The 21823-nt window shown below is 66.0% G+C and carries 20 protein-coding genes; 14 read left to right on the top strand and 6 right to left on the bottom strand.

What is annotated here, in order from left to right; genetic code table 11:
- Positions 1 to 33: 33 nt before the first annotated feature.
- A complete protein-coding gene (gene secB / locus TPR58_RS10345) occupies positions 34 to 534 on the bottom strand; it encodes a protein-export chaperone SecB (RefSeq protein WP_346246569.1) in 501 nt (166 codons plus the stop codon).
- A 174-nt stretch (positions 535 to 708) separates the two neighbouring features.
- Between secB and TPR58_RS10340 the strand changes: the two genes are divergently transcribed.
- The 3 genes from TPR58_RS10340 to TPR58_RS10330 are packed head-to-tail and all read left to right on the top strand — an operon-like array spanning position 709 to position 3227.
- Positions 709 to 1356 carry a Tim44/TimA family putative adaptor protein gene (locus tag TPR58_RS10340; RefSeq protein ID WP_346246689.1) on the top strand — a complete coding sequence of 216 codons (648 nt, stop codon included), beginning with the start codon at positions 709 to 711 and terminating at the stop codon, positions 1354 to 1356.
- A gap of 22 nt (positions 1357 to 1378) precedes the next feature.
- Positions 1379 to 2623, top strand: coding sequence for a murein transglycosylase A (mltA, locus tag TPR58_RS10335; protein ID WP_346246568.1), 1245 nt, complete (start codon positions 1379 to 1381; stop codon positions 2621 to 2623).
- Position 2624: 1 nt separating this feature from the next.
- A complete protein-coding gene (locus TPR58_RS10330) occupies positions 2625 to 3227 on the top strand; it encodes a Smr/MutS family protein (protein WP_346246567.1) in 603 nt (200 codons plus the stop codon).
- Here the strand turns inward: TPR58_RS10330 and dapE are convergent.
- Positions 3224 to 4342 carry a succinyl-diaminopimelate desuccinylase gene (gene dapE, locus TPR58_RS10325; protein ID WP_346246566.1) on the bottom strand — a complete coding sequence of 373 codons (1119 nt, stop codon included), beginning with the start codon at positions 4340 to 4342 and terminating at the stop codon, positions 3224 to 3226. The genes TPR58_RS10330 and dapE overlap by 4 nt on opposite strands.
- A gap of 86 nt (positions 4343 to 4428) precedes the next feature.
- Here dapE and TPR58_RS10320 point away from each other — a divergent pair, with 86 nt between their 5' ends.
- On the top strand, positions 4429 to 4791 hold the full coding sequence (locus TPR58_RS10320; RefSeq protein ID WP_346246565.1) for a hypothetical protein: 363 nt from the start codon (positions 4429 to 4431) through the stop codon (positions 4789 to 4791).
- A 1-nt stretch (position 4792) separates the two neighbouring features.
- Positions 4793 to 5239 carry a cupin domain-containing protein gene (locus TPR58_RS10315; RefSeq protein ID WP_346246564.1) on the top strand — a complete coding sequence of 149 codons (447 nt, stop codon included), beginning with the start codon at positions 4793 to 4795 and terminating at the stop codon, positions 5237 to 5239.
- A 14-nt stretch (positions 5240 to 5253) separates the two neighbouring features.
- Here TPR58_RS10315 and TPR58_RS10310 read toward each other — a convergent pair whose 3' ends face one another.
- The 4 genes from TPR58_RS10310 to TPR58_RS10295 form a co-directional block, all read right to left on the bottom strand.
- Complete coding sequence (locus TPR58_RS10310; RefSeq protein ID WP_346246563.1) at positions 5254 to 5919, bottom strand: glutathione S-transferase family protein; 666 nt, start codon at positions 5917 to 5919, stop codon at positions 5254 to 5256.
- Between the two features lie 61 nt (positions 5920 to 5980).
- Positions 5981 to 7117, bottom strand: coding sequence for a zinc-binding dehydrogenase (locus TPR58_RS10305; protein ID WP_346246562.1), 1137 nt, complete (start codon positions 7115 to 7117; stop codon positions 5981 to 5983).
- A gap of 132 nt (positions 7118 to 7249) precedes the next feature.
- The gene (locus TPR58_RS10300; RefSeq protein ID WP_346246561.1) at positions 7250 to 7576 is read right to left on the bottom strand and encodes a YnfA family protein; all 327 of its coding nucleotides are present in this window, start codon (positions 7574 to 7576) and stop codon (positions 7250 to 7252) included.
- 43 nt (positions 7577 to 7619) lie between these two features.
- Positions 7620 to 8168 (bottom strand): WG repeat-containing protein, encoded by a 549-nt coding sequence (locus TPR58_RS10295; protein WP_346246560.1) that lies wholly within the window; start codon positions 8166 to 8168, stop codon positions 7620 to 7622.
- Positions 8169 to 8234: 66 nt separating this feature from the next.
- Between TPR58_RS10295 and TPR58_RS10290 the strand changes: the two genes are divergently transcribed.
- From TPR58_RS10290 to TPR58_RS10250, 9 genes are all read left to right on the top strand, one after another.
- Positions 8235 to 8918 carry a GNAT family N-acetyltransferase gene (locus TPR58_RS10290; RefSeq protein WP_346246559.1) on the top strand — a complete coding sequence of 228 codons (684 nt, stop codon included), beginning with the start codon at positions 8235 to 8237 and terminating at the stop codon, positions 8916 to 8918.
- Positions 8919 to 8949: 31 nt separating this feature from the next.
- Positions 8950 to 10728 carry a hypothetical protein gene (locus tag TPR58_RS10285; RefSeq protein WP_346246558.1) on the top strand — a complete coding sequence of 593 codons (1779 nt, stop codon included), beginning with the start codon at positions 8950 to 8952 and terminating at the stop codon, positions 10726 to 10728.
- 160 nt (positions 10729 to 10888) lie between these two features.
- Positions 10889 to 12304, top strand: coding sequence for an adenosylhomocysteinase (gene ahcY, locus TPR58_RS10280; protein ID WP_346246557.1), 1416 nt, complete (start codon positions 10889 to 10891; stop codon positions 12302 to 12304).
- A 202-nt stretch (positions 12305 to 12506) separates the two neighbouring features.
- Complete coding sequence (locus tag TPR58_RS10275) at positions 12507 to 15644, top strand: TonB-dependent receptor domain-containing protein (protein WP_346246556.1); 3138 nt, start codon at positions 12507 to 12509, stop codon at positions 15642 to 15644.
- Positions 15645 to 15681: 37 nt separating this feature from the next.
- A complete protein-coding gene (locus TPR58_RS10270) occupies positions 15682 to 17559 on the top strand; it encodes a tetratricopeptide repeat-containing sulfotransferase family protein (protein ID WP_346246555.1) in 1878 nt (625 codons plus the stop codon).
- Between the two features lie 148 nt (positions 17560 to 17707).
- Positions 17708 to 20035: a PAS domain-containing sensor histidine kinase gene (locus TPR58_RS10265; RefSeq protein ID WP_346246554.1), complete on the top strand. Its 2328-nt coding sequence runs from the start codon at positions 17708 to 17710 to the stop codon at positions 20033 to 20035.
- Entirely contained in the window at positions 20032 to 20391 is a 360-nt protein-coding gene (locus TPR58_RS10260) for a hypothetical protein (RefSeq protein WP_346246553.1), read from the top strand. The genes TPR58_RS10265 and TPR58_RS10260 overlap by 4 nt, the downstream gene beginning before the upstream one ends.
- A complete protein-coding gene (tsaE, locus tag TPR58_RS10255) occupies positions 20391 to 20834 on the top strand; it encodes a tRNA (adenosine(37)-N6)-threonylcarbamoyltransferase complex ATPase subunit type 1 TsaE (RefSeq protein WP_346246688.1) in 444 nt (147 codons plus the stop codon). Before TPR58_RS10260 ends, tsaE begins: the two co-directional genes overlap by 1 nt.
- The gene (locus TPR58_RS10250) at positions 20831 to 21805 is read left to right on the top strand and encodes an aminoglycoside phosphotransferase family protein (RefSeq protein ID WP_346246687.1); all 975 of its coding nucleotides are present in this window, start codon (positions 20831 to 20833) and stop codon (positions 21803 to 21805) included. The genes tsaE and TPR58_RS10250 overlap by 4 nt, the downstream gene beginning before the upstream one ends.
- Positions 21806 to 21823 lie beyond the last annotated feature (18 nt).

Raw genomic sequence — 21823 nt, 5'->3', positions numbered from 1 at the left:
GCGCATGCGCCGCCGTCCCCGAAACCGGAGGGCTCAGGCCTCTCCGGCGGTTTCCTGAGTCGCCAGGGCAGCCTGCTGCTCGAGGCGCTGCAGATACAGGCCGCCGAAGTCGATCGGCTCGAGCATCAGCGGCGGGAAGCCGCCGTCACGGACGGCATCGGCCAGCACGCGGCGGGCGAAGGGGAACAGGATGCGGGGTGCTTCGCCCAGCAGGAACGGATCGACCTGGTCCGCAGGGATGTTGCGCAGGCCGAACAGGCCCGCGAAGCTCAGGTCGACGACATAGGCGACCTGATCGCCGAAATTGCAGCGCGCATCGATCTTGAGGACGACCTCATAGACTTCCTCGCCGACCTGGCCCTGGCCGATATTGAACTGGATATCGACCGACGGATTCGGCGACGGGACCTGATAGATGGCCGGAGCGTTGGGGTTCTCGAACGAGAGGTCCTTCACATATTGCGACAGCACGCCGACTGCGGGTGCCGTGTCTTCGCCATTTGCAACGGGCTCGCCAAATTCGGGCTCGGCCATCAGATATTTCCCTTTTCGTCCGGATAGTTTCGCGCACGCCGCGCGTTGATGCGAGCGCCGCGCCTAGCAGGGGCTTGGCAGCAGTTCAACGGGCCCCGTAGCGGACGGTCTCAGCGCCGATTTGAAACGCGGAGCGCTTGAGCCTATGTAATGGGTAACGAGCTTTTCGGAGGCATGGTGGTTTACGTCATTCTGTTCTTGTGTGTGGCGGCTTTCCTTGCGCTGCGCCTCTATGCGGTGCTCGGCAAGCGCACCGGGCACGAACAGCCCTTGCCCAAGCCGGCCGAGGATCGCATGCCCATCCCGCCGATGCGCCAGCCGATCGAGGCGGTGCCCGAGGTGCGCGAGCCCGGCATCCGCAATATCGAGCAGGGCGCCGAGGCAGGGCTGAAGTCGGTGATCAGCGCCGATTCGAGCTTCGACGTCGCCCAGTTCATCGAAGGCGCCAAGGCAGCCTATCGCATGATCCTCGAGGCCTATTGGAAGGGTGACGACGAAACGCTCGGCTGGCTGGTCGATGACGAGGTCCGCGAGGGCTTCTCCGCGGCGATCGCCGAGCGTGCGGCCGCCGGCCATGTGCTCGAGAACCGGCTGGTCTCGATCGAGCGCGCCGCGATCGTCGCCGCCGCGGTCGAGAATCGCGTGGCCCGGATCGCGGTCCGCTTCGATGCCGACATCTCTTCGGTAACCCGCGACGCCGATGGCAATGTGATCGCCGGCTCGCTGACCGACGCGGTCGAGACGCACGAGGTCTGGACCTTTGCGCGCAACCTGCGCAGCGACGATCCCAACTGGAAGCTGGTCGAGACCGACGACGCCTGATCGGCGACCACAGGGGGTGGGAATGCGTGCAATCGTGGCCGCCTTGGCGGTCCTTCTCAGCGGCTGTTCGACAGGGATGGTCGGCGGTGCCGGTTCGCCGGACAGCGCCGGGTCGGGAGCACCGCCGCGCGCCGAGCCTCCCGTGCGCCAGCCGATCCCCGCGACTCCCCTGATGCCGTCGCCGGCAGCGCCGCCAGCGACCGCGAAGACCGGGCTACAGGCCGGCGTCGTCGCCGGTCCGCCGATCCGGACCCTGCCGATTACGGCGCAGGCCGCCGAGCGTGCGCTGGGCGCCTATCGCATCAGCTGTACCGCGATGCAGAAGCGCACCGATGCCTCCGGCCTGACCCGCGGGGCCGACTGGGCCGACAGCTGCGCCGCCGCCAGGAACTGGGCGGGAAGCGACGCCCTGAATTTCTTCGCCACCTATTTCGAAGCGGTCCAGGTCGGCGACGGCAAGGCGCATGCGACCGGCTATTACGAGCCGGAGATCGCGGGATCGCGCGACCGGCGGCCGGGCTACGGGGTTCCGGTCTATGCCAAGCCGACCGACCTCGCCGAAGTCGATCTGGGCCAGTTCGCCGACTCGCTGAAGGGCCGCAAGATCCGCGGCCGGGTCGAGGGCAAGACCTTCGTCCCCTATTATGAGCGGTCGCAGATCGAGGCGGGCGCGATTAGCGACATGGCGCCGATCATCGCCTGGGCGGCCGACCCGGTCGAGATGTTCTTCCTCGAGGTCCAGGGATCGGGGCGCCTGCGCCTGCCCGATGGCGGCGTGATGCGGATCGGCTTCGCCGGCCAGAACGGCCGCGACTATACCGGCATCGGCAAGCTGATGCGCGATCGCAACCTGCTGGCGCCAGGGCAGGCGTCGATGCAGGGGATCATGGCTTGGCTGCGCGCCCATCCCGAGGAGGGCCGCGCGATCATGAACGAGAACAAGAGCTTCGTGTTCTTCCAGGAGCTGAAGGGTGCCGGACCGCTCGGTGCGATGGGGCTGCCGGTCACCGGCCTCGCCTCGGTTGCGACCGACCCCGCCTTCACCCCGCTCGGCGCGCCAATATTCCTGTCGATGGACCGGGCCGAGGCGAACGGACTTTGGGTGGCTCAGGACACCGGCGGCGCGATCAAGGGATCGAACCGGTTCGACACCTTCTGGGGCGCCGGCGAGGAGGCCCGCGCGATCGCGGGCGGCATGAACGCGCGCGGCACCGCGTGGCTGTTGCTGCCCGTCGGCACGCTCGCCCGCCTTGGCGGCGGCCAGTGACGTGAGCCGCAACGGGCGCAAGCTCGCGCCCGAGGAAGCGGCGCTGTGGCGCAAGGTGATCGCCAGCGTCCGGCCGATGACGCCGCCGCGCCCCGTCGCGACCTCCGCCGCTGCGCCCGTGATCGAGACCGGGCCGCCGCTGCCGAAACCCGCCAAGGCGAAAAAGCTGCCCCCGCCGAAACCGGCGACCCCGCCCGTCGTCCCGCCAAGGCCGGCGCGGGTCCCGGCCGCCGCTGCCACGCTTGACGGCTCGTGGGACCGACGCCTGTCGCGCGGGCTGGTGTCTCCCGAAAGCTCGGTCGACCTGCATGGGCACAGCCTTGCTTCGGCCTATGACCGGCTCGATCGCGGGCTGGAGATCGCGCTGGGCAGGGGAGACCGCGTCCTGCTGCTCATCACCGGCAAGCCGCCGGGCCCGGAGTCGGAGCGCCCGCATCGCCGCGGCGCGATCCGCGCGGCGGTCGGCGACTGGCTGGCGGGATCGCGCTTCCATGACCGGATCGCCGCGGTGCGCGGCGCGCATCCGCGCCATGGCGGCAATGGCGCGCTGTACATCGTGCTGCGCCGGCCGCGCGCACCGGGCGGCGCCGGCGGCCGCGACTAGGCGAAGACGCGTCTCAGGATTTCCGCATAGGTTCGCGTCAATGCTTCCAGGTCGGCGACCGCGACGGCCTCGTCCAGCTTGTGCATCGTCGCGTTTACCAGACCGAATTCGACCACCGGGCAGAGTTTCGACAGGAAGCGCGCGTCCGACGTCCCGCCCGAGGTCGACAATTCGGGACGGACACCCAGCACGGCTTCCGCCGAATCCTGGATCAGCGCGGAGAAGGCACCGGGCTCGGTGAGGAACGCCTCGCCATAGACTGTCCCCTTCACGATCGCGTTCGGGGCATGGCGCAGCACGATCTCGCGGATCCGCTCGACCAGATCGGCGCCGCGGTGCAGGTCGTTGAAGCGGATGCTCAGCCGCGCGCTGGCGTGGCCGGGAATGACGTTGCCCGCCGGGTTGCCTACCGTCACGTCGGTCGGCTCGATGTTCGACGGCTGGAACCAGTCGGTGCCGTCGTCGAGCACGATGGCGTCGATCTCGCTCAATGCGCGCACCAGCCGCGGGATCGGATTGTCGGCCAGATGCGGATAGGCGACATGGCCCTGGCGCCCGGGCACGTCGATCCAGATCACGGTCGATCCCCGCCGCCCGATCTTGATCGTGTCGCCCAGTTGCTGCGCCGAACTCGGCTCGCCGACCAGGCACAGGTCCGGGATCAGGTCGCGCGACCGCATATGCTCGATCAGCATCGGCGTGCCATAGGTGGCGGGGCCTTCCTCGTCGCCGGTGACCACGAGGCTGATCGTGCCGGGCGCGTCATGCCCCGCAACCGCCGCGACGAAGGCGGCGATCGATCCCTTCATGTCCACCGCGCCGCGCCCGTAGATCAGGCCGTCCCGGATCTCGGGGCCGAACGGATTGCTCGTCCAGCCCTGTCCGGGCGGCACCACGTCGAGGTGTCCGGCGAAGGCGAAATGCGGTCCGCCGCTGCCCCGCACCGCCAGTAGATTCTCGACCGGGCCGTCGGGCGCTTCGCCCTCCAGAAACCGCTCGACGCGGAAGCCAAGCGGGATCAGCGCCTGCTCCAGCACGTCGAACACCGTGCCGGTCGCCGGGGTCACGCTTTCGGCGGCAATCAGCGCCTTGGTAAGTTGGATCGGATCGGGCAAGATATCCTCCTGGGCCGCGCCGCATTGCCGCCGCACGGCCGATGTTACAATCCCGCGCGTATCGGCGGGCAGTGGAGATTGACCGAATGCTGTTCAGCCTGGCCCTCGCACTCGCGACGGCCCCCCTTCAGCAGGGCAAACAGGCCCCCGCCGTCGAACCGCCGCCGGCCCCGGGTGTGTGCCGGGCGGTGGCCGACCGCCTCGACAAGGTGGTGACCAACGCGCTGGCGCTGCTGGAGGACGATGCGAAGGCGACGTCGAAGGGGCGCGCACCGCGCTACGACAACGACGCCCGCGCACGAATCGCCCGCGACCTCGAAGCCGACCGGACCCGCAATGCCGCGATCCGCAAGCGCCACGCGAAGGCGGCAACTCCGGCGGACGTCAAGGCTGCGGCCGACATGCATCTGGGCGAACTGACCCGGGTCGCCGGAAAATGCGTCGCCTGACATGCCGAAGCTGGACCTCGACTCGGTCCCGCAGACCAATGCCACGGGGTATCCGCCCGAACATGCCGGACCGGTCCAGGGGCGCTGGTATCGCCGGCTGGCGCCCGCCAGCGGGATCGAGGATTTCGGTGCGAGCCATGTCACGCTGAAGCCCGGTGCCTGGTCGTCGCAGCGCCACTGGCACGAAGGCGAGGACGAACTGGTCGTCATGATTGCCGGAGAGGCCGTGCTGGTCGACGACAGCGGCGAGACGGTGATGCGGGCGGGCGACATCGCCGCGTTCCGCAAGAATGACGGCAACGGCCATGTGCTTCAGAACCGCAGCGCCGACGACTGCGTGTTCGTGGCGGTGGGCCGGCCCAGCGCCACCGATTGCCACTATCCCGATATCGACATGCACCTGTCCGACGGCGTCGGCTTTTGCCGAAAGGACGGCAGCGCCTTCTAGGCGCCGCCGCGCCGTCAGTCGGCCGGTTCCATCTCGAACTTCTCGATGACCCAGTCCTCTTCCTGCGCGCCGGCGATCCAGTCCTGCATGAACGGGTGCTGGATCACGGCGTTCATATAGGCGGGTGCGAAGCGCGCGACGGGCAGGGAATAGGTGATGAAGCGCGTCACCACCGGTGCGAACATGATGTCGGCCGCGCCGAAGTCGCCGAACAGGAAGTCGCCTTCGCCGCCATAGCGCGCGCGCGCCTGGGCCCACAGCTCCATGATCCGGCCGATTTCCTGCAGCACGTCGGGATCGGGCTGCTTCGCCGGATAGCTCTGGCGGATGTTCATGCTGTGCTTGCGGCGCAATGCGGCGAAGCTGGAATGCATCTCCGCCGCCATCGACCGCGCCATCGCGCGCGCCGCCGGGTCGGTTGGCCAGAACCGGCTGTTGCCGGTCTTCTCGTTCAGATGCTCGATGATCGCCAGGCTGTCCCACACCACGGCGTCGCCATCCCATAGGATCGGCACCTTGCCCGACGAGGGGGCGAACTCGTCCCCCTCGCGGCGCTTGTCCCAATTCTGATCGTAGAGCGGGACGACGACTTCCTCGAACGCGATGCCCGACTGCTTGCACGCAAGCCAGCCGCGCAGCGACCAGGACGAATAGGCCTTGTTGCCGATGATGAGCTTCATGGGCGGGTTCGATAGCCGGGGCAGGGAAGGGCGGCAACCGCGATGGGCAGCATCGACCGCCTCACCGTGTCGGGTCGATCAGGAACTTCTCCCCCGTCGCCTTGCGCGAATAGGCGAGCAGCGTCGCGGGATCGAGTGCGTCGCGCAGCGAGATCGTCGCGGTATAGCGGCTGGCGAAGGTCGTCTTGATCTCGGCGCGCACCCGGTCGCGCATCCGCTTGGCAGTCTCGGCGCCCGCCTTTTGCAGGAACGGGGTCAGCAGGAACCCGCCCACGCCCCAGGCGAAGCCGTAGTTGCGGTCGAGATGCGTGGGCCCCAGGTCGAGCGCGCCATAGATATAGACCTGCTTGTGGGTGTTCGACCCATAGCGGTTATACGCGTCCATCTTGCGCTGCTCTGCGACTTCCATCGCCCGCAGGATGCGGTTGGCCAGCGTGCCGCCGCCGATCGCGTCGAACGCCAGCGTCGCGCCGGTCTCGGCCAGCGCCTCGACCAGCTTCGCATCGAAATCGTCCCTGGTGCTGTCGAGTACATGGGTCGCGCCGATCTCGCGCAGGATCGCCGCCTGGGCGTCGCTGCGCACGATGTTCACCAGCTTCACGCCGTCGGCGAGGCAGACCCGGTTGAGCATCTGGCCCAGGTTCGATGCGGCTGCGGTGTGGACCAGCGCGGCATGGCCCTCGGCCCGCAGCGTCTCCACCATGGCCAGCGCGGTCAGCGGATTGACGAAGGCGGACGCGCCCTCGGCCGGGGTCGTGTCGTCGGGGAGGACGAGGCATTCCTGCAGCCGTGCGATGCGATACTCGGCCCACATCGCGCCGCCGATCACCGCGACCCGCTTGCCGAACAATGCCTCGCCGCCGTCGCCGGCGGCGATGACCGTCCCGGCGCCTTCATTGCCGACCGGCATCGACTGGTCGAGGCGAGCGGTGACCGCCGCCAGCCGTTGCGGCGCGACGGCCGCGGTCAGCGTCGGCCGGTCGACGCTGCCGCCGCCGGTCGCGCTCGACAGGTCGGCCGGCCCGGTCAGCAGGAACAGGTCGGACGGATTGATCGGCGCGGCCTCGATCCGAACCAGAACCTCGCCCGCCGCGACCGGGCGGATCGCAACCTCGGCCAGTTCCAGCTTCAACTGGCCTTCGGAGCTGATCGTCGAGCGCAGTTCTAGGCCATGGGTGGGGACGGACGGCTGGGACATGGAGCGCTCCTTGGGAAACGAATGCCGGCGCGCCAGGGGCATGCCGAATGGGTCCGATAGATAGCGCGATGATCGAAGGATGCCAGTGCGATCGCCGGAAGCGGGACAGCCCGGCTCCGTACGGCGGCGGGTTCAGCCGCGATGCGGCGCCAGCAGGATGATCGCCGCTCCGGCCAGGCACAGCGCCACGCCGCCCAGGTCCCAGCGATCGGGGCGCGCACCCTCGACCACCCACAGCCACAGCAGCGACATGGCGATATAGACCCCGCCATAGGCGGCATAGGCGCGGCCGGCGGCGTCGGTCGGCACCAGCGTCAGCAGCCAGGCGAACAGCGCCAGCGAAGCAAGGCCGGGCGCGATCCACAGCGCCGACTTGCCCAATCTGAGCCAGGCCCAGAAGGCGAAGCAGCCGCCGATCTCGGCAAGCGCGGCAAGACTATAGACCAGGGCGGTCGGCATGGCGCCTTCTGGCAGGGCCGCGGCCGGAGCGCCAGCCGCATGCTCAACTGCAGTTGGGATAGCCGCTGTTCAACATCGCCGTCGGCGGGCGCTCGCGTCCCCTCGTGTCGATACAGGCCCAGCGACCGCCCTCATATCGCTCATGTTCGCCATCCTGTACGATCGTACAACCGAAGCACACGGTCGCGCGGCCGTCTCGAAAGGGCAGGGCACCGTCGAACTGCGCCGGGATCGCCAGCTTGAGCGCCGTGTCGACATAGCCGATCTTGTCGCCGCGCGGCGATCGGGCGAGGCCGCTGTTGAACGGGTCTGGCATATTGTCCCAGGTCATGACCCGAGCCGATTGACCGTCGCGCCGGACATAATACCAGCCCTTGACGCCGACCTCGGCAAGTCCGGTGCGGGGATCGAAGCGCAGGTCCTTCAGCACCGCGCGAGCAATCCGGACGCTGCCGTCGGGCGCCTTCGCGGCACAGTTGCGGGTGACGATCATCTCGTCCCCGTTGCTGGTCCAGCGGTGGCAGTCCAGGTCGTAGCGTGCAGGTTCGGTATCCGCGGCGACGCTCAGCATCAATATCGAAATCAGCAGCATGAGCATCGTCTCCGTTTCAGTGTCCGGGGCTGGCCTCCGGAACCTTCCCTGCGCTAGCGCAGAAGCATGACCCATATCCTCGATCGTCCCGTCTGGAACGCGCTGACCAGCGGTTGGGCTGCATTGGCCGAGGGCGATGACCGCGCGTTGAGGCTTGCCGACGACTATGGCGTGTTCGTGGCGTCGTGCGACCAGTCGTCCGAAAGCCTCGATGCGATGGTCCGACTGCTGCCGATGGAAGGCGAGCTCTGGCGCGTCGAGGCCGCGCACCTGCCGCCGCCGCCGGGCAGTCAGGTCGTCCGTGAGGCGCTGCTGGCGCAGATGGTGGCCGAGACGCTGAGTGCCGCGCCGGAGCCTGGGTTCGAGATCGTCGAACTGGGCGACGGCGATGCCGAGGCAATGTTCGCGCTGGCCCGCCTGACCCAGCCCGGACCCTATAATCGCCGCACCCACCGGCTTGGCGGGTTCATCGGGGCGAAGCTGGACAACAGGCTGGTGGCGATGGCGGGCGAGCGGATGCGGATGCCGGGCTTTATCGAGGTCAGCGGCGTATGCACCCATCCCGATCATCGCGGGCGGGGATATGCCGGCGCGCTGCTTCGCCGGGTGGCGCAGCGTATCCTCGATCGCGGCGAAACCCCGTTCCTCCACAGCTATGCCGACAATGCCGGCGCGATCGCGCTGTATGAATCGCTCGGCTTTCGCCAGCGCCGGCAGGTCTGGTGCCACCTCCTGTCGCGAACCGGTTGAGGGGCCTGCGCGGCGGGCCTAGGCAGGACGGATGACCGACACGACCCGCCGTTCGCTTCTCACTGTCGCCGCCCTTGGCGCCTCCGCCGTCGCCGCACCGGTCCGCGCGGCCGTCGATACGGGTGATGGTGACGGCGATGGAGAGGTGCTGGCGATTGCGAGCCGGCGAGCCGCATCGGCCAGGCGTATTCCGGCAGGCGTCACCGCGCTGACCTGCGCCGGCTATGCCCGTGCCGGCGACCGGGGCGGGGCGATGTACGTGCGCGTTGCGGCCGAACCGGTGCATCAGGGCAAGCTGCGCTCGGCCGACGGCGCGTGGTGGGAGTTGGCCGAGTTCGAGCTGAACCCGTTCCAGTTCGGCGCGAAGGGCAACGGCCGCGTCGACGACAGCGCGGCGATCCAGGCGATGTTCGACTGCGTGACCGCGCGCGACATGCCCTCGCCGATCCGCTTCCTCGGCGCGCGCTACCTCGTTCAGTCGCCGCTGACCCTGCCGACGGTGCGCGCGTCGGTCGCGATCGACATCGATGGCGGCGGTGCCCTGCTGCGCACGACCCAGCCGATCACGATCCTGAGCCGCATGCCCAAGGACCAGTCCGATGCGATGATCGTCATCGGCCGCTCGCATTACGATATCCATCATCTCGAATTCCGCGGCAGTTTCGAGGCTGGCCAGATCGGTCTGCATCTGGGCGCGACCTACACCAATGTCGTGCGCAACTGCCTGTTCGCCAATCTCGAATATGGCTCGATCGGCACCTTCTGCCTCGCCAGCGCCTGGCGCGACAATCAATATGGCGCCTGCATGAAGCGCGCGGCGGTGCTCCAGACCGGGGCCGGATCCGATCACGGTGCCTTATGGCCAGGCGCGATCGAGACCAACTCGGCCAGCAATGTCAGCGTGTTCGAGAATTGCCGGGTATTCGGTCATAACGACCAGCAGTCCGCCTTCGCTATCTTCGGCAGCGACGCGGTCCGGCTGAACGGCTGCATTTCCGAAGGCGGCGGGTCGGGCACCGATGTGGTATTCGACTATCAGCGCTCGCCGGTCTGCAAGCAGTTTCATATCGACATGTTCCACTGCGAGGCGCCGAACCAGACGCTCGCCTTCCGCATCCGCGCCACCGGCAAGGTGACGATCGAGCGGGTCGTGCGCAGCTATCGCAGCGCGCTGGTCGATGCGAGCGGGTCGGCCGATTGCGAGATCATAATGCGCGGCCTCGCCTGGCTGGGCGACCTGGCCGAACCGACCGGCAAGGGGCCGAATCCCAAGGGGCGCTGGTTCTTCCACTCGCGCGGCAACGGCATGGGCGCCGCGGTCGAGGGTAGAAGTTCGAGCAGCGTCGCCTTCCGGTTCGAGGACTGCGCCGAGGAAGCGTGGAAGCTGCTGACCGATCCGGAGAAGTGGGAAGGGGGGCAGCTCCCCGACATGCTCCATATCCGCGGGATCCGCGGCGCCAATGGCGGTGTCATGGAATGGTCGAACGCGCCGATCAATTTCCTCACACCGCTGGGCTTTGCCGACGGGACGACCTTTGCCGGCCTCAGGACCGGGACCGTCCGGACCGGCCCGCAGACCCTCGCCCCCGGTGCGACCGTGACCGAGCGGGTCGATGCGCCGGGGCTCAGCGCGACCCAGCATTTCGCGATCGTCAATCCGGCCCCGGGTCATGTCCCGCCGGCGGGGATCATATGGAACGGCTATCTGGAGGCAGAGAACCGGCTGGCGATCCGCCTGACGAACATGACCTCGGCGCCGATCGCGATCGACCGGATCGACTGGAGCTTCGCCGCGCCGCGCCAGCGTTGAACGCGTGGGAGGAAGCGGCTCGGTTCGTCCCGCCACCGCCACCTGATATAAAGATATCTTTATATTTGGATTGCGACTGCCCATCTTAGCCGCTATGGCGCGCCGCATTGCGGCTGACACGTTCGTGCGCCGCCCGAATTCCTGAGTTGGAGAAAACCCAGTGGCTACCGTCGTCGACAAACCCGACTATGTGATCAAGGACATCGCGCTGGCCGATTTCGGCCGGGCCGAGATCCTGATCGCCGAAACCGAAATGCCCGGCCTGATGTCGCTGCGCGAGGAATTCGGCGCGTCGCAGCCGCTGAAGGGCGCGCGCATCACCGGTTCGCTGCACATGACGATCCAGACCGCCGTGCTGATCGAGACGCTGACCGCGCTGGGCGCTGACGTCCGCTGGGCGACCTGCAACATCTTCTCGACCCAGGACCACGCCGCGGCCGCCATCGCCGCCGCCGGCATCCCGGTGTTCGCGATCAAGGGCGAGAGCCTGGCCGATTATTGGGACTATGTCGGCGACATCTTCACCTGGGATCGCGAGACCGAGGGCCAGACCGCCAACATCATCCTCGACGATGGCGGCGACGCGACCATGTTCGCGCTGTGGGGCGCCAAGCTCGAAGCCGGCGCGACCCTGCCCGAGCCCGAGAATGACGAGGAAGTCGAGTTCCAGCGCGCGCTCAAGGCGTTCATCGCCGCCAAGCCGGGCTATCTGACCCAGACCGTCAAGAACCTGACCGGCGTGTCGGAAGAGACCACCACCGGCGTCCACCGCCTGTACGAGATCGCGAAGAAGGGCGAGCTTCCCTTCCCGGCGATCAACGTCAACGACAGCGTCACCAAGTCGAAGTTCGACAATCTCTACGGCTGCAAGGAGTCGCTGGTCGATGCGATCCGCCGCGCCACCGACGTGATGCTGGCCGGCAAGGTCGCACTGGTCGCCGGCTTCGGCGACGTGGGCAAGGGCTCGGCCGCATCGCTGCGCAATGGCGGCGCGCGCGTCCTGGTCACCGAAGTCGACCCGATCTGCGCGCTGCAGGCGGCGATGGAAGGCTATGAGGTGATCACGATGGAAGAGGGCGTCGAGCGCGCCGACATCTTCGTGACCGCCACCGGCAACGCCGACGTCATCACCGCCGATCACATGAAGGCGATGAAGCCGATGTCGATCGTGTGCAACATCGGCCACTTCGACAGCGAGATCCAGATCGCCGCCCTGTCCAACTACGAGTGGACCGAAGTGAAGCCGGGCACCGACCTGGTGAAGTTCCCCGACGGCAAGCAGATCATCGTGCTGGCCAAGGGCCGCCTGGTGAACCTGGGCTGCGCGACCGGCCACCCGTCGTTCGTCATGTCGTCGTCCTTCACCAACCAGGTGCTGGCGCAGATCGAGCTGTTCACCAAGGGCGAGCAGTATGACAACAAGGTCTATGTCCTGCCCAAGCACCTCGACGAGAAGGTCGCGGCGCTGCACCTCGAAAAGCTGGGCGTGAAGCTGTCGAAGCTGAGCGACAAGCAGGCCGCCTATATCGGCGTGCCGGTCGAGGGCCCGTTCAAGCCGGACCACTATCGCTACTAAGGCCTGATCGCCTTTGCGGATCGAAAAGCCGCGTCTCTTCACGGAGGCGCGGCTTTTTCTGTGATGTGAAAGGCACACTCCCGGTATAAAAGTTCCACAACGCAACCTAGACCGATGAATAACGTATGAACTGTTCACAATCGGACAAAAATCAGAAATGTTCCGATGTGATGTCACGATATTGCATAAAAGGGGACCATTCATGCGCCAGCCGTTTACCCGGTCAAAATCGGGCCTGACCGTTACCGCCTCTCTGGCGGCCATTGCGCTGATGCAGGCACTGCCGGCCGCAGCTCAGACCTCCGATCCGCAGGATGATGCTGTAGTGGCCGTTCCGCAGGAGCGTGAGACCGTCACTCAGGACACCGAAATCGTTGTCACCGGTTCGCGCATTCGTGGCCCCAACACGTATAACTCGACCTCGCCGATCGATGTGATTACCCGCGACGATGCGATCATGTCGGGCGCGCGGTCGACAGCTGAGATTCTCCAGGGCCCTACCGTCACTTCGGGTTCGGCGCAGATTAACAACACGTTCCTCGGCTATGTTTCCGAAGGCGGTCCGGGTGCAAACACGGTTGGTCTGCGAGGCCTCGGTTCGCAGCGGACGCTCGTCCTGCTCAATGGCCGCCGACTGGCACCGGCGGGTGCCGGTCCGCAGCTAGTCTCGGCTGACCTGAACGTGCTTCCCAGCGCGGTGGTCCAGCGAATCGAGATCCTGCGCGAGGGCGCATCGTCGGTTTATGGATCCGACGCCGTCGCCGGCGTCATCAACATCATTACCGACAACCGCTTCAACGGCTTGACGCTTGATGCCTTCACCGATCAGCCGATCGAGCATGGTGGCGGCGGCCGTACTTATCGTTTGTCGGCTGTGGCAGGAAAGACCTTCGATCGCGGCCATATCACCGCTTCGGTCGAGTATCGGGAAACCACCGGCCTGCTCGTCGGCTCCCGCGATTCTTTCAGCTGTCCCACCGACAATTTCTATGATCCGAAGACCGGCGCTTATGAAGGTCAGCTGACCCCGGATGGCAAGCCCCGCTGCTTCCCGTTCAACAACGGCGTCGGCACCGCGCAGAATTATCTGCTGGGGATCAATTACACTACGGGTGCGATTAATCGCTACGCTTACAATAACGGCGACATCAACAGTATCAGCGTGGTCAATGACCCGAACAGCCGGCCGCTAGCAAATGCGCGCCAGCTCGACGAGCACATCTACTCTCCGGTTCGTACCTATACCGGGTATCTGAATGGCGCCTACGAATTGGCCGACGATCTCGAAATCTATGGCGAGGCGCTGTATAGCCGCCGCGAGTCGCACCAGAATTTCATGAGCCAGCTCAGCTTCGATCCGGCTGTTCTGGGTCGCGAGACTTATGGCGGCAGCTATAACGGGACGCCGCTGAGCGCCTACGGATACCCGACCAATCCGTTCTTCCCGGAATCCTTCGCTGCGGCCGGCAATAACGTGGCGCGCGTGTTCATTATTCCGCCGATTCAGCAGACGCGTCAGAAGATCGATTTCTTCCGGGCCAATGCTGGTCTTCGCGGCAATGTCGGTGTGGGCGATCTGCGGTTCGATGCGAATTTCCAGTATTCGCGGACCGATGCGACCTATTCGGTCGGCGGTGTCGACGTGCGGCGCCTGCGCAACGCGCTTGGCATCGACGTTAACGATCCGACCGTATCGACGATCGTGCTGGCTCCGGCTGGCACGCCCGACGCGTTCGTGACTGTCGCGCGGCCGGGCACGGCCGGTGCCGGCAACCGCTATACCTGTGCCAGCAACGTCTCGAACGGCGCCTTCATCGCCGGCAGCAACTGCGTGGTCGGCGATTTCTTCAATCCTGATGCGCTCGCCGGCAACCTGGCACCGAATCTGGTCAATTATCTTTACCAGAATTTCGAGAGCACGACGAAGTTCGAGCAGATCACCGGCCAGCTGGTCGTCGATGGTTCGATCATGCCACTTCAGGGCGGGCCGCTCGCATTCGCGGTCGGCGTCGAGTTTCGTCGCGACGAGATCCTGGATACGCCGTCCGAAGTGCAGCGTACGGGCAATATCTACAACTATAGTTCGGGCAACATCACTGCCGGTTCGGATCAGGTCACCGAGGTCTTCGGCGAGTTGCGGGTTCCCCTGTTGAAGGACGTGCCTTTCGCGGATGAACTGAGCGCGACCGCATCGCTCCGCTACACCGACTATCAGTCCTACGGTTCGGACCTCACCTATCGGCTCGGTGCGACGTGGGCACCGATCGAGGCAATCCGCATCCGGGGCAATTATGGGACATCGTTCCGCGCGCCGAATTTGTACGAGCAATTCGTCGGCGACCAGACGGGCTTCCTGAGTGCCGATCCCTGCGACGACTTCGCAAACCTGACGACTCCAGGTTCGAACGTGTACAAGAACTGCTTGGCTGACCTGACCGCAGCACTGGGTACGCCGCAGGCGGCGCTTGGGTATATCAGCACCGGCGGGTACGAAGTGACCACCGTGGGCGGTCGCGGCGTTCTAGAGGCCGAAACGTCAACTTCGTGGGGCCTTGGCCTGATCCTGACGGCACCGAAGGAGTTCGCGAACTTCTCGTTCGCGGTGGATTACTTCAACATCGAAGTGAAAGGCGAGGTTACGACGCTCGGATCGACGATCCTCGATCTGTGCTACGAGTCCGACGACTTCCGCAACGGCAACCGCTATTGCTCGTTCGTTGGCGAGCGCGAAACTACCCAGGGTGGTCTGACCACACTGCGTGATCCGTACATCAACGTGTCCAAGCAGCAGGTCGAAGGCATCGACTTCAGCGCGCGGTTCCAGCGTGACATCGGCCCGGGTCAGCTTCTGCTGAACGCCCGCGCCACGCGCATCCTGCATCAAAAGAACCAGCGCTTCGCCGATGAAGAGGCGTTCGATTATGCCGGTCTGCTCGGCTATCAGGGCTTTGCTGGCGGCCCGAAGTGGACCGGAGACATTGATGCCCGCTACGTCTGGAACGATGTAACCCTGCGGTGGGGCGTCGATTATATCGGACCGATGGACAGCAACTCGGCCTTCGCGGGCGAGAATGGTATCGACCCAATTGATCCGTCGGTCGATCACTTCGATCTTCGTTCGAACGAATATTTCCGTCACGATGCATCGATCCAGTTCCGTTGGGACAAGGTGGGCCAGGTCACGCTCGGCGTTTCCAACGTCTTCAACGTCCTGCCGGATACAATCAGCACGCACACCGACGGCTCGGCACAGTTCCCGCGGATCGGAAACTACTTCAATTACAGCGGGTATGACTTCCTCGGTCGCTCGCTGTTCATCAATGTCACGAGGACCTTCTGATATCTGACGCCGTTGTGGAGCACGTAGCCACGATGGTATGAAGGATTTGGAGATCGACAGCAGGCGGGAGCGGTCCCGCCTGCTGTTTTTTCGTCAGTCGCAGGAGGGTGGCATCAGTCGCGATCAGGATAAGGCCAAGACAACGCGGCAGGCGATGGAAACCGGTGCGCGTGCACTCACGAGCGATCCTCAGTCTGCGCTGGTTCAGGCGCGCAGGATCATTGGCTTCGATCCCACTAGTGTTGATGGTCATCGCCTACTGGCGCTCGCCTATCGCAAGCTGGGGCAGATCGCACATGCCGATGAAGCCGATCGCGCAGCGATCGCTGTGTCGTCGCAGCATCGCCAGCTCGCCGACGCCGCCCGATTGCTCCGCGCTGGCCGCTTCGAGGAAACCGAGGTCCGTTTGCGGGCCCATCTCCGCGAAGACCCGATCGATGCCGGTGCCCTGCGGATGCTGGCAGAGGTCGCAGGTCATTTCGGTTATCTGCCGGATGCAGAAAAGACGCTGCGTCGTGCGCTGCAGATCGCGCCTGGCTATGTCGAGGCTCGTGTCGACCTTGCCAAGCTCGTCTACCGGCAAAACCGGATGGACGAAACGTTCGGGTTGCTGGCGCAGGTATTGGAGCAGGCGCCGGATCATCTCATGGCATTGGCGTTCAAGGCCGCCACGCTGGTGACCCTCCGACGGCTCGAGGAGGCCGACGCGGTGTTTCGCCAGATGCTACGCGCGCATCCGCGGGACGGTCGCGGCTGGATGAACTATGCGCATCTTCTCAAGACGCGCGGGCAGATCGACGATGCGATCCGGGCCTATCGCCGGTCGGTGGAAGTGGAGCCATCACGTGGCATCGCTTGGTGGGGGCTGGCGAACTTGAAATCCGTGACGCTCGATGCTGACGATATTGCGGCGATGCGCGCTGCGTTGGCACTAGCGGACGAGGATGAGGACCGCGTTCATATCGAGTTTGCTCTTGGCAAGGCCCTCGGCGATCAAAGGGCTTATGCTGAATCGTTCGAGCACTACCGCGAAGGCAATCGCCTCCGCTTGGCTGGTGCGCCCCATGACCCCGACAAGCTCAGTGCCGAGGTCGATCGTGTGATCGATACTTTGAGCAGCCCATTTCTAGCATTGCGTTCAGGACGGGGTGACCCGGCGACCGATCCCATCTTCATCGTGTCCATGCCACGTTCGGGGTCGACGCTGATCGAGCAGATCCTGGCGAGCCATTCAATGATCGAGGGAACAGAGGAACTTTACGACCTAGAGCGGATCGCGCTCGATCTTGCCCCGGGCGGGCCTGCGGGAAGCTATCTCAACGGGCTCAGTGATCGGACCGCCACGCAATTACGGGATCTCGGACGGCATTATATCGAGTCCACGCGGCGTCACCGCCGCACCGATCGTCCCTTCTTCACCGACAAGATGCCAAGCAACTGGGTTTTTACCGGCCTCATCCACCTGATCCTTCCCAACGCGAAAATCGTGGACGTCCGGCGTCATCCGATGGCTTGCGGCTTTGCCAACTTCGCCCAGCATTATAACTGGGGCATCAACTTCGCCTATGACCTGACTCATATCGGCCGCTTCTATCGCGACTATGTGCGTCAGATGGCGCATTTCGATCAGGTCTCGCCTGGCCTGGTTCACCGCGTGATCCATGAAGAACTCGTTGGCAATCTCGAGGGCGAGGTGCGTCGACTGCTGGATTATCTCGGCCTGCCGTTCGAAGAGGGATGCTTGCGATTTCACGAAACGGATCGTGCTGTGCATACTCCAAGCTCCGAACAGGTCCGTCAGCCCGTCAACCGGCGGGGATTCGATACATGGCGCAATTACGAGCCGTGGCTGGGACCTCTCAAGGAGTCACTAGGCGAGGTACTGGAAAACTATGGTGCGCGGGCTCGCGACTAACGGTTTCGACGCCTGTTCGTGGAGGAGCCGCTCAAGCTTGCGACAAGTGCTGACAGGGCTGCGAACCTGTGCAGCTTTTTCTTCTACCCCGCTTCCTGTTTTCTGCGCGATTGGCATAAGGGGGCCGAATGATCGGGCAGCGGCTTCCATGATCGAGATTTCTACCTCTTCGGCGGTCGTCGCCGGGGCCGTGCTGGCGTTGCTCGTGCTGGGTGCCGTGTTCGCGCTCGCGGCGGGCCTTCGCGCGCGGTCGCAAGGGCGGGAACTCCACGAGCAGAACCGACGCCTGGCAGTCATGGTGTCCACCTCGCCGGCCCAGGCGATGATCGTGCGCGCCGATGGCCGGGTCGAGCTTTCGCGCCGGCTGGCCGACTGGCTGGGCCGGGCCGACGTCCCTGGCGACATCAGCGACGTGTCGGATGCGCTGGAGGTGGAGGACGCTGCTGCCCTGAACGACCAGATCACGGCGGCACAGAAGGCTGCGAGGTCCTTCAGCCTGTCGGTCCGCGCCAGGGGTTCCGAACGCGCGCTGCTCGTGATCGGGGATCGCGCCGCCGATGCCGTGGGCGCGCCGGGCGGCGTGGTGCTGTGGTTCCTCGACACGACCGAAAGCCAGGAGGAGATCAGCAGGCTTCAGCGCGACGGCAGCCGGCTGCGTGCCGCGTTCGACGCACTGACCGGCCTGATCGAGGCCGCACCGATGCCGATGTGGTATCGGGGCCCCGATTTGAGGCTGTTGATGGTCAACACCGCCTATGTCCGGGCCGTCGAGGCGGAGGATGCCGAGGATGCGGTCGAGCGCGGGCTCGAACTGGTCGAGGGCGCGGGGCTGGGCGGGCCGCTGGCCAACGCCGCCATCGCCCGCGACACCGGTGAGCCGCAGATCGCGGCGATGCCGGCGACGATGGGCGGCGCGCGGCGCATGCTGCGCCTCCACGACGTGCCGCTGCCGACCGGAGGGGTTGCCGGATTCGCCGTCGATATCGAGGAGCTCGAACAACTGCGCGGCGGCATGAAGCGTTTCGGTGAGGCACAGCGGGCGATGCTCGACCGGATGAGCGCCGCTGTCGCCCAGTTCGCACCCGATCGCAGCCTGGTGTTCGTCAACCAGCCCTTCCGCCGGATGTTCGCGATGAAGCCCGAATGGCTGGCCGATCGCCCGGAATTCGACCGCGTGCTCGAACGGATGCGCGAGGCCAAGCGCCTGCCGGAGATGCGCGATTTTCCGGCGTGGAAGGCGGAGCGTCGCGACTGGTTCACCGCGCCCGATGCGGTGGACGAGACCTGGACGGTCGGATCCTTCCACCTGCGCGTCGTCGCCCAGCCGCTGCCCGAGGGCGGGCTGATCCTGGTGTTCGAGGATCGCACCCAGCAGCTGGAGCTTCAGCGCGAGCATGGCGAGATGCAGGCGGTGCGCACGGCGACGCTCGACAGCCTGTCCGAAGCGGTGGCGGTCTTCGGCAAGGGGCGGCTTCAGCTGTGGAATCGCAAGTTCAGCGCGCTGTGGGATGATGACGGGGTGCTGGACGGGCGGCCGCAGATCGCGAATATCGCCAGGGCGATCGCGCCGCGCCTGGTGCGCCCGCAACAGGCCGACATCATCGGTGACCTGATCCGTTCCGCCGCGCGCGACCGCCAGCAACGGGGAAGCACGCTGCAATTTGCCGATGGCCGCTGGTTCGACGTCACCGCGGTGCCGCTGCCCGACGGCAACGCGCTGCTGACGATGCTCGACACCAGCGATCGGCACCGCGTCGAGCGCGCGCTGCGCGACCGCAACGAAGCGCTGGAGGCCGCCGACCGGGTGAAGACCACCTTCGTCGCTAATATGAGCTATGAACTGCGCACCCCGCTGACCTCGATCAAGGGCTTTACCGAGATGCTGCAGGGGGGCTTCGCCGGCGATCTGAGCGACAATGGCCAGGAATATGTCGAGGCCATTCTCCAATCGGTCGACCGGCTCGGCACGCTCGTCGACGACGTGCTCGACCTGACGGGGCGTGAGGGAACCCCGCTGCGGCGCGAACCGGTCGACATGGCCGCCATCGCCCGCGAGGCGGTCGACCTCTTGGCGCCGGTTGCAAAAGCCAGGCAGCTCGATCTGGCGGTGGAACTTGTGGAGACCGCCGGAAGCATCGTCGCCGATCCGCGTCGCATTCGGCAGGTGATCGAACATCTGTTGCGCCACGGGATCGGCGGCACGCCCGAGGGGGGCAGGGTGCTGCTTCATCTCGATGGCAATGATCGCGTGTCGCGGATCATCGTGTCCGACAACGGTCCCGGCATGAGCGTGGAGGCTCAGGCGCGCGCCTTTGATCGCTTCGCCTATTCGGGCATTTCGCGCAACGGCGAGCGCGCGCTGCGTCTCGGCCTGCCGCTCGCCAAGCAGTTCGTCGAGGCGCATGGCGGCAAGATTGCGCTGCTGTCCGAACCGGGTGAAGGAACGCTCGTGACCGTCGAGTTGCCGCGCAAATGAGCGTCGGACCGCCCCGCATCGAATTGTCGCCGGCGGAAGTGTCGCTTCGCGTCGGCGCCTTCTCCGCCATTCTCGGGGTGCTCGGCCTGGGGCCGCCCGGCTTGCACCTGTTCGTGGGGGCGTTGTTCACGCTCGCCACTCTGGCCTTCTTCTGGGAATCCTGGTCGCGCCGTCGGTCTCGCATGGCGCTCAAGATGAACCTGCTATGGGGCCTCTTCTCCGCCGTCGGCGCGATGCTGCTGGTCAGCGGGCTGGTCCGCGCCGCCGCGATGCCGTTGCTGGGCTTTGCCGGCGTGTGCCTTGCGCTTGCGGCGATCGCGCGGCTCAGCCAGGGCGACAGCGAGCCCGAGGCATGATGATCTTGTCCGATCTCGACGCCTCGCTCGACCTGGGTCGGCGGCTGGCGGCTGTGGTGCGGCCCGGCGACGTGATCGCCCTGTCGGGTCAGCTGGGGGCCGGCAAGACCAGCATCGCGCGCGGTCTGCTGTCCGAACTGGGCCTGCAGGAAGAGGCGCCGTCGCCCAGCTTCGCCATCGTCCAGCCCTATGACCCGCCCGAGGTCCTGCTGCCGGTGCTGCATGTCGATCTCTACCGGATCGAGGATCCGTCCGAGGCGGAGGAACTGGGGCTGGACGATGCGCGGGCGGACTCGCTGCTGATCGTCGAATGGCCCGAGCGGCTGGCGGACCATTGGTGGCGCGACGCGCTGTGGCTCACCGTGGATGTGACTGAAGACGGCGCGCGCCGCTTGACAGCGCGGGTGCCGACGGCTTGGGGGTCGCGATGGCCCCTGACATGAATCCGCCCGCCGCGGCGCCTGATTTCCTTATCGATGCCGGATGGGGCGAGGCCCAGATCCTGCCGTTGGCCGGCGACGCCTCGTTCCGCCGCTATTTTCGGGTCGTCGAACATGAGCGCTCGGCGATCCTGATGGACGCGCCGCCCCCGCATGAGGATCCGCGCCCCTTCATCAACATCGCGCGCTGGCTGACCGATCGCAATTTCGCCGCGCCCGCGATCCTGCACGAGGACCTGGGCGAGGGGCTGGTCCTGCTCCAGGATTTTGGCGACGCCCGGATGCGCGAGACAGTCGACGCCGCGCCCGAGAGCGAGCTTCGCCTGTACGAGGCGGCGATCGACCTGCTGGTCCGCCTGCATCAGTACGAGGCGGCCGATGTCCGCCCCTATGACCTGAAGGAATATCAGCGCGAGGTGGGGCTGCTGACCGAATGGTATTGTCCGGCGCTGGGGCTGGAAGCCGATCCGCAGGGCTATGTCGATGCCTGGGACGCGGTGCTCGCGCCGCTGCTCGACGGTCATGTGCCGGTAACGGTGCTGCGCGATTACCATGCCGAGAACATCATGCTGATCGAAGGCAGCGAGACCTTGGGACTGCTCGACTTCCAGGACGCGCTGGCCGGCCATCCGGCCTATGACCTCGTCTCGCTGCTGCAGGATGCGCGGCGCGATGTCGATCCGGTGCTCGAGACCCAGATGCTCGATTACTACAAGCGCCACACCGGTGCCGGCGATGCCTTCGACATCGCCTATCATGTGCTGGGCGCCCAGCGGAACGCGAAGATCGTCGGCATCTTCACCCGACTGTGGCAGCGCGACGGCAAGCCGCGCTATGCCGGCCTGTGCCCGCGCGTCTGGCGCTATCTCGAGCGCGATCTGGCGCATCCGGCGCTGAAGCCGGTGGCCGACTGGTTCGATGCCAATATCCCCGCCGAGAAGCGCGGTGATCCCATGGCGATCCTCGGCGCGTGAGCAGCGGGCCGCTCAAGG

Source organism: Sphingomonas rustica (assembly GCF_039652585.1).
Taxonomy (GTDB): Bacteria; Pseudomonadota; Alphaproteobacteria; order Sphingomonadales; family Sphingomonadaceae; genus Sphingomonas; species Sphingomonas rustica.
Note: the sequence above shows the minus strand (reverse complement) of the source record. Positions and strands in the feature narration are given on the sequence as shown.

Coding starts and splice junctions, on each gene's coding strand:
- secB (WP_346246569.1), bottom strand. CDS start 534: ATGGCCGAGCCCGAATTTGGCGAGCCCGTTGCAAATGGCGAAGACACG.
- TPR58_RS10340 (WP_346246689.1), top strand. CDS start 709: ATGGTGGTTTACGTCATTCTGTTCTTGTGTGTGGCGGCTTTCCTTGCG.
- mltA (WP_346246568.1), top strand. CDS start 1,379: ATGCGTGCAATCGTGGCCGCCTTGGCGGTCCTTCTCAGCGGCTGTTCG.
- TPR58_RS10320 (WP_346246565.1), top strand. CDS start 4,429: ATGCTGTTCAGCCTGGCCCTCGCACTCGCGACGGCCCCCCTTCAGCAG.
- TPR58_RS10315 (WP_346246564.1), top strand. CDS start 4,793: ATGCCGAAGCTGGACCTCGACTCGGTCCCGCAGACCAATGCCACGGGG.
- TPR58_RS10310 (WP_346246563.1), bottom strand. CDS start 5,919: ATGAAGCTCATCATCGGCAACAAGGCCTATTCGTCCTGGTCGCTGCGC.
- TPR58_RS10305 (WP_346246562.1), bottom strand. CDS start 7,117: ATGTCCCAGCCGTCCGTCCCCACCCATGGCCTAGAACTGCGCTCGACG.
- TPR58_RS10300 (WP_346246561.1), bottom strand. CDS start 7,576: ATGCCGACCGCCCTGGTCTATAGTCTTGCCGCGCTTGCCGAGATCGGC.
- TPR58_RS10295 (WP_346246560.1), bottom strand. CDS start 8,168: ATGCTGCTGATTTCGATATTGATGCTGAGCGTCGCCGCGGATACCGAA.
- TPR58_RS10290 (WP_346246559.1), top strand. CDS start 8,235: ATGACCCATATCCTCGATCGTCCCGTCTGGAACGCGCTGACCAGCGGT.
- TPR58_RS10285 (WP_346246558.1), top strand. CDS start 8,950: ATGACCGACACGACCCGCCGTTCGCTTCTCACTGTCGCCGCCCTTGGC.
- TPR58_RS10275 (WP_346246556.1), top strand. CDS start 12,507: ATGCGCCAGCCGTTTACCCGGTCAAAATCGGGCCTGACCGTTACCGCC.
- TPR58_RS10270 (WP_346246555.1), top strand. CDS start 15,682: ATGAAGGATTTGGAGATCGACAGCAGGCGGGAGCGGTCCCGCCTGCTG.
- TPR58_RS10265 (WP_346246554.1), top strand. CDS start 17,708: ATGATCGAGATTTCTACCTCTTCGGCGGTCGTCGCCGGGGCCGTGCTG.
- TPR58_RS10260 (WP_346246553.1), top strand. CDS start 20,032: ATGAGCGTCGGACCGCCCCGCATCGAATTGTCGCCGGCGGAAGTGTCG.
- tsaE (WP_346246688.1), top strand. CDS start 20,391: ATGATCTTGTCCGATCTCGACGCCTCGCTCGACCTGGGTCGGCGGCTG.
- TPR58_RS10250 (WP_346246687.1), top strand. CDS start 20,831: ATGAATCCGCCCGCCGCGGCGCCTGATTTCCTTATCGATGCCGGATGG.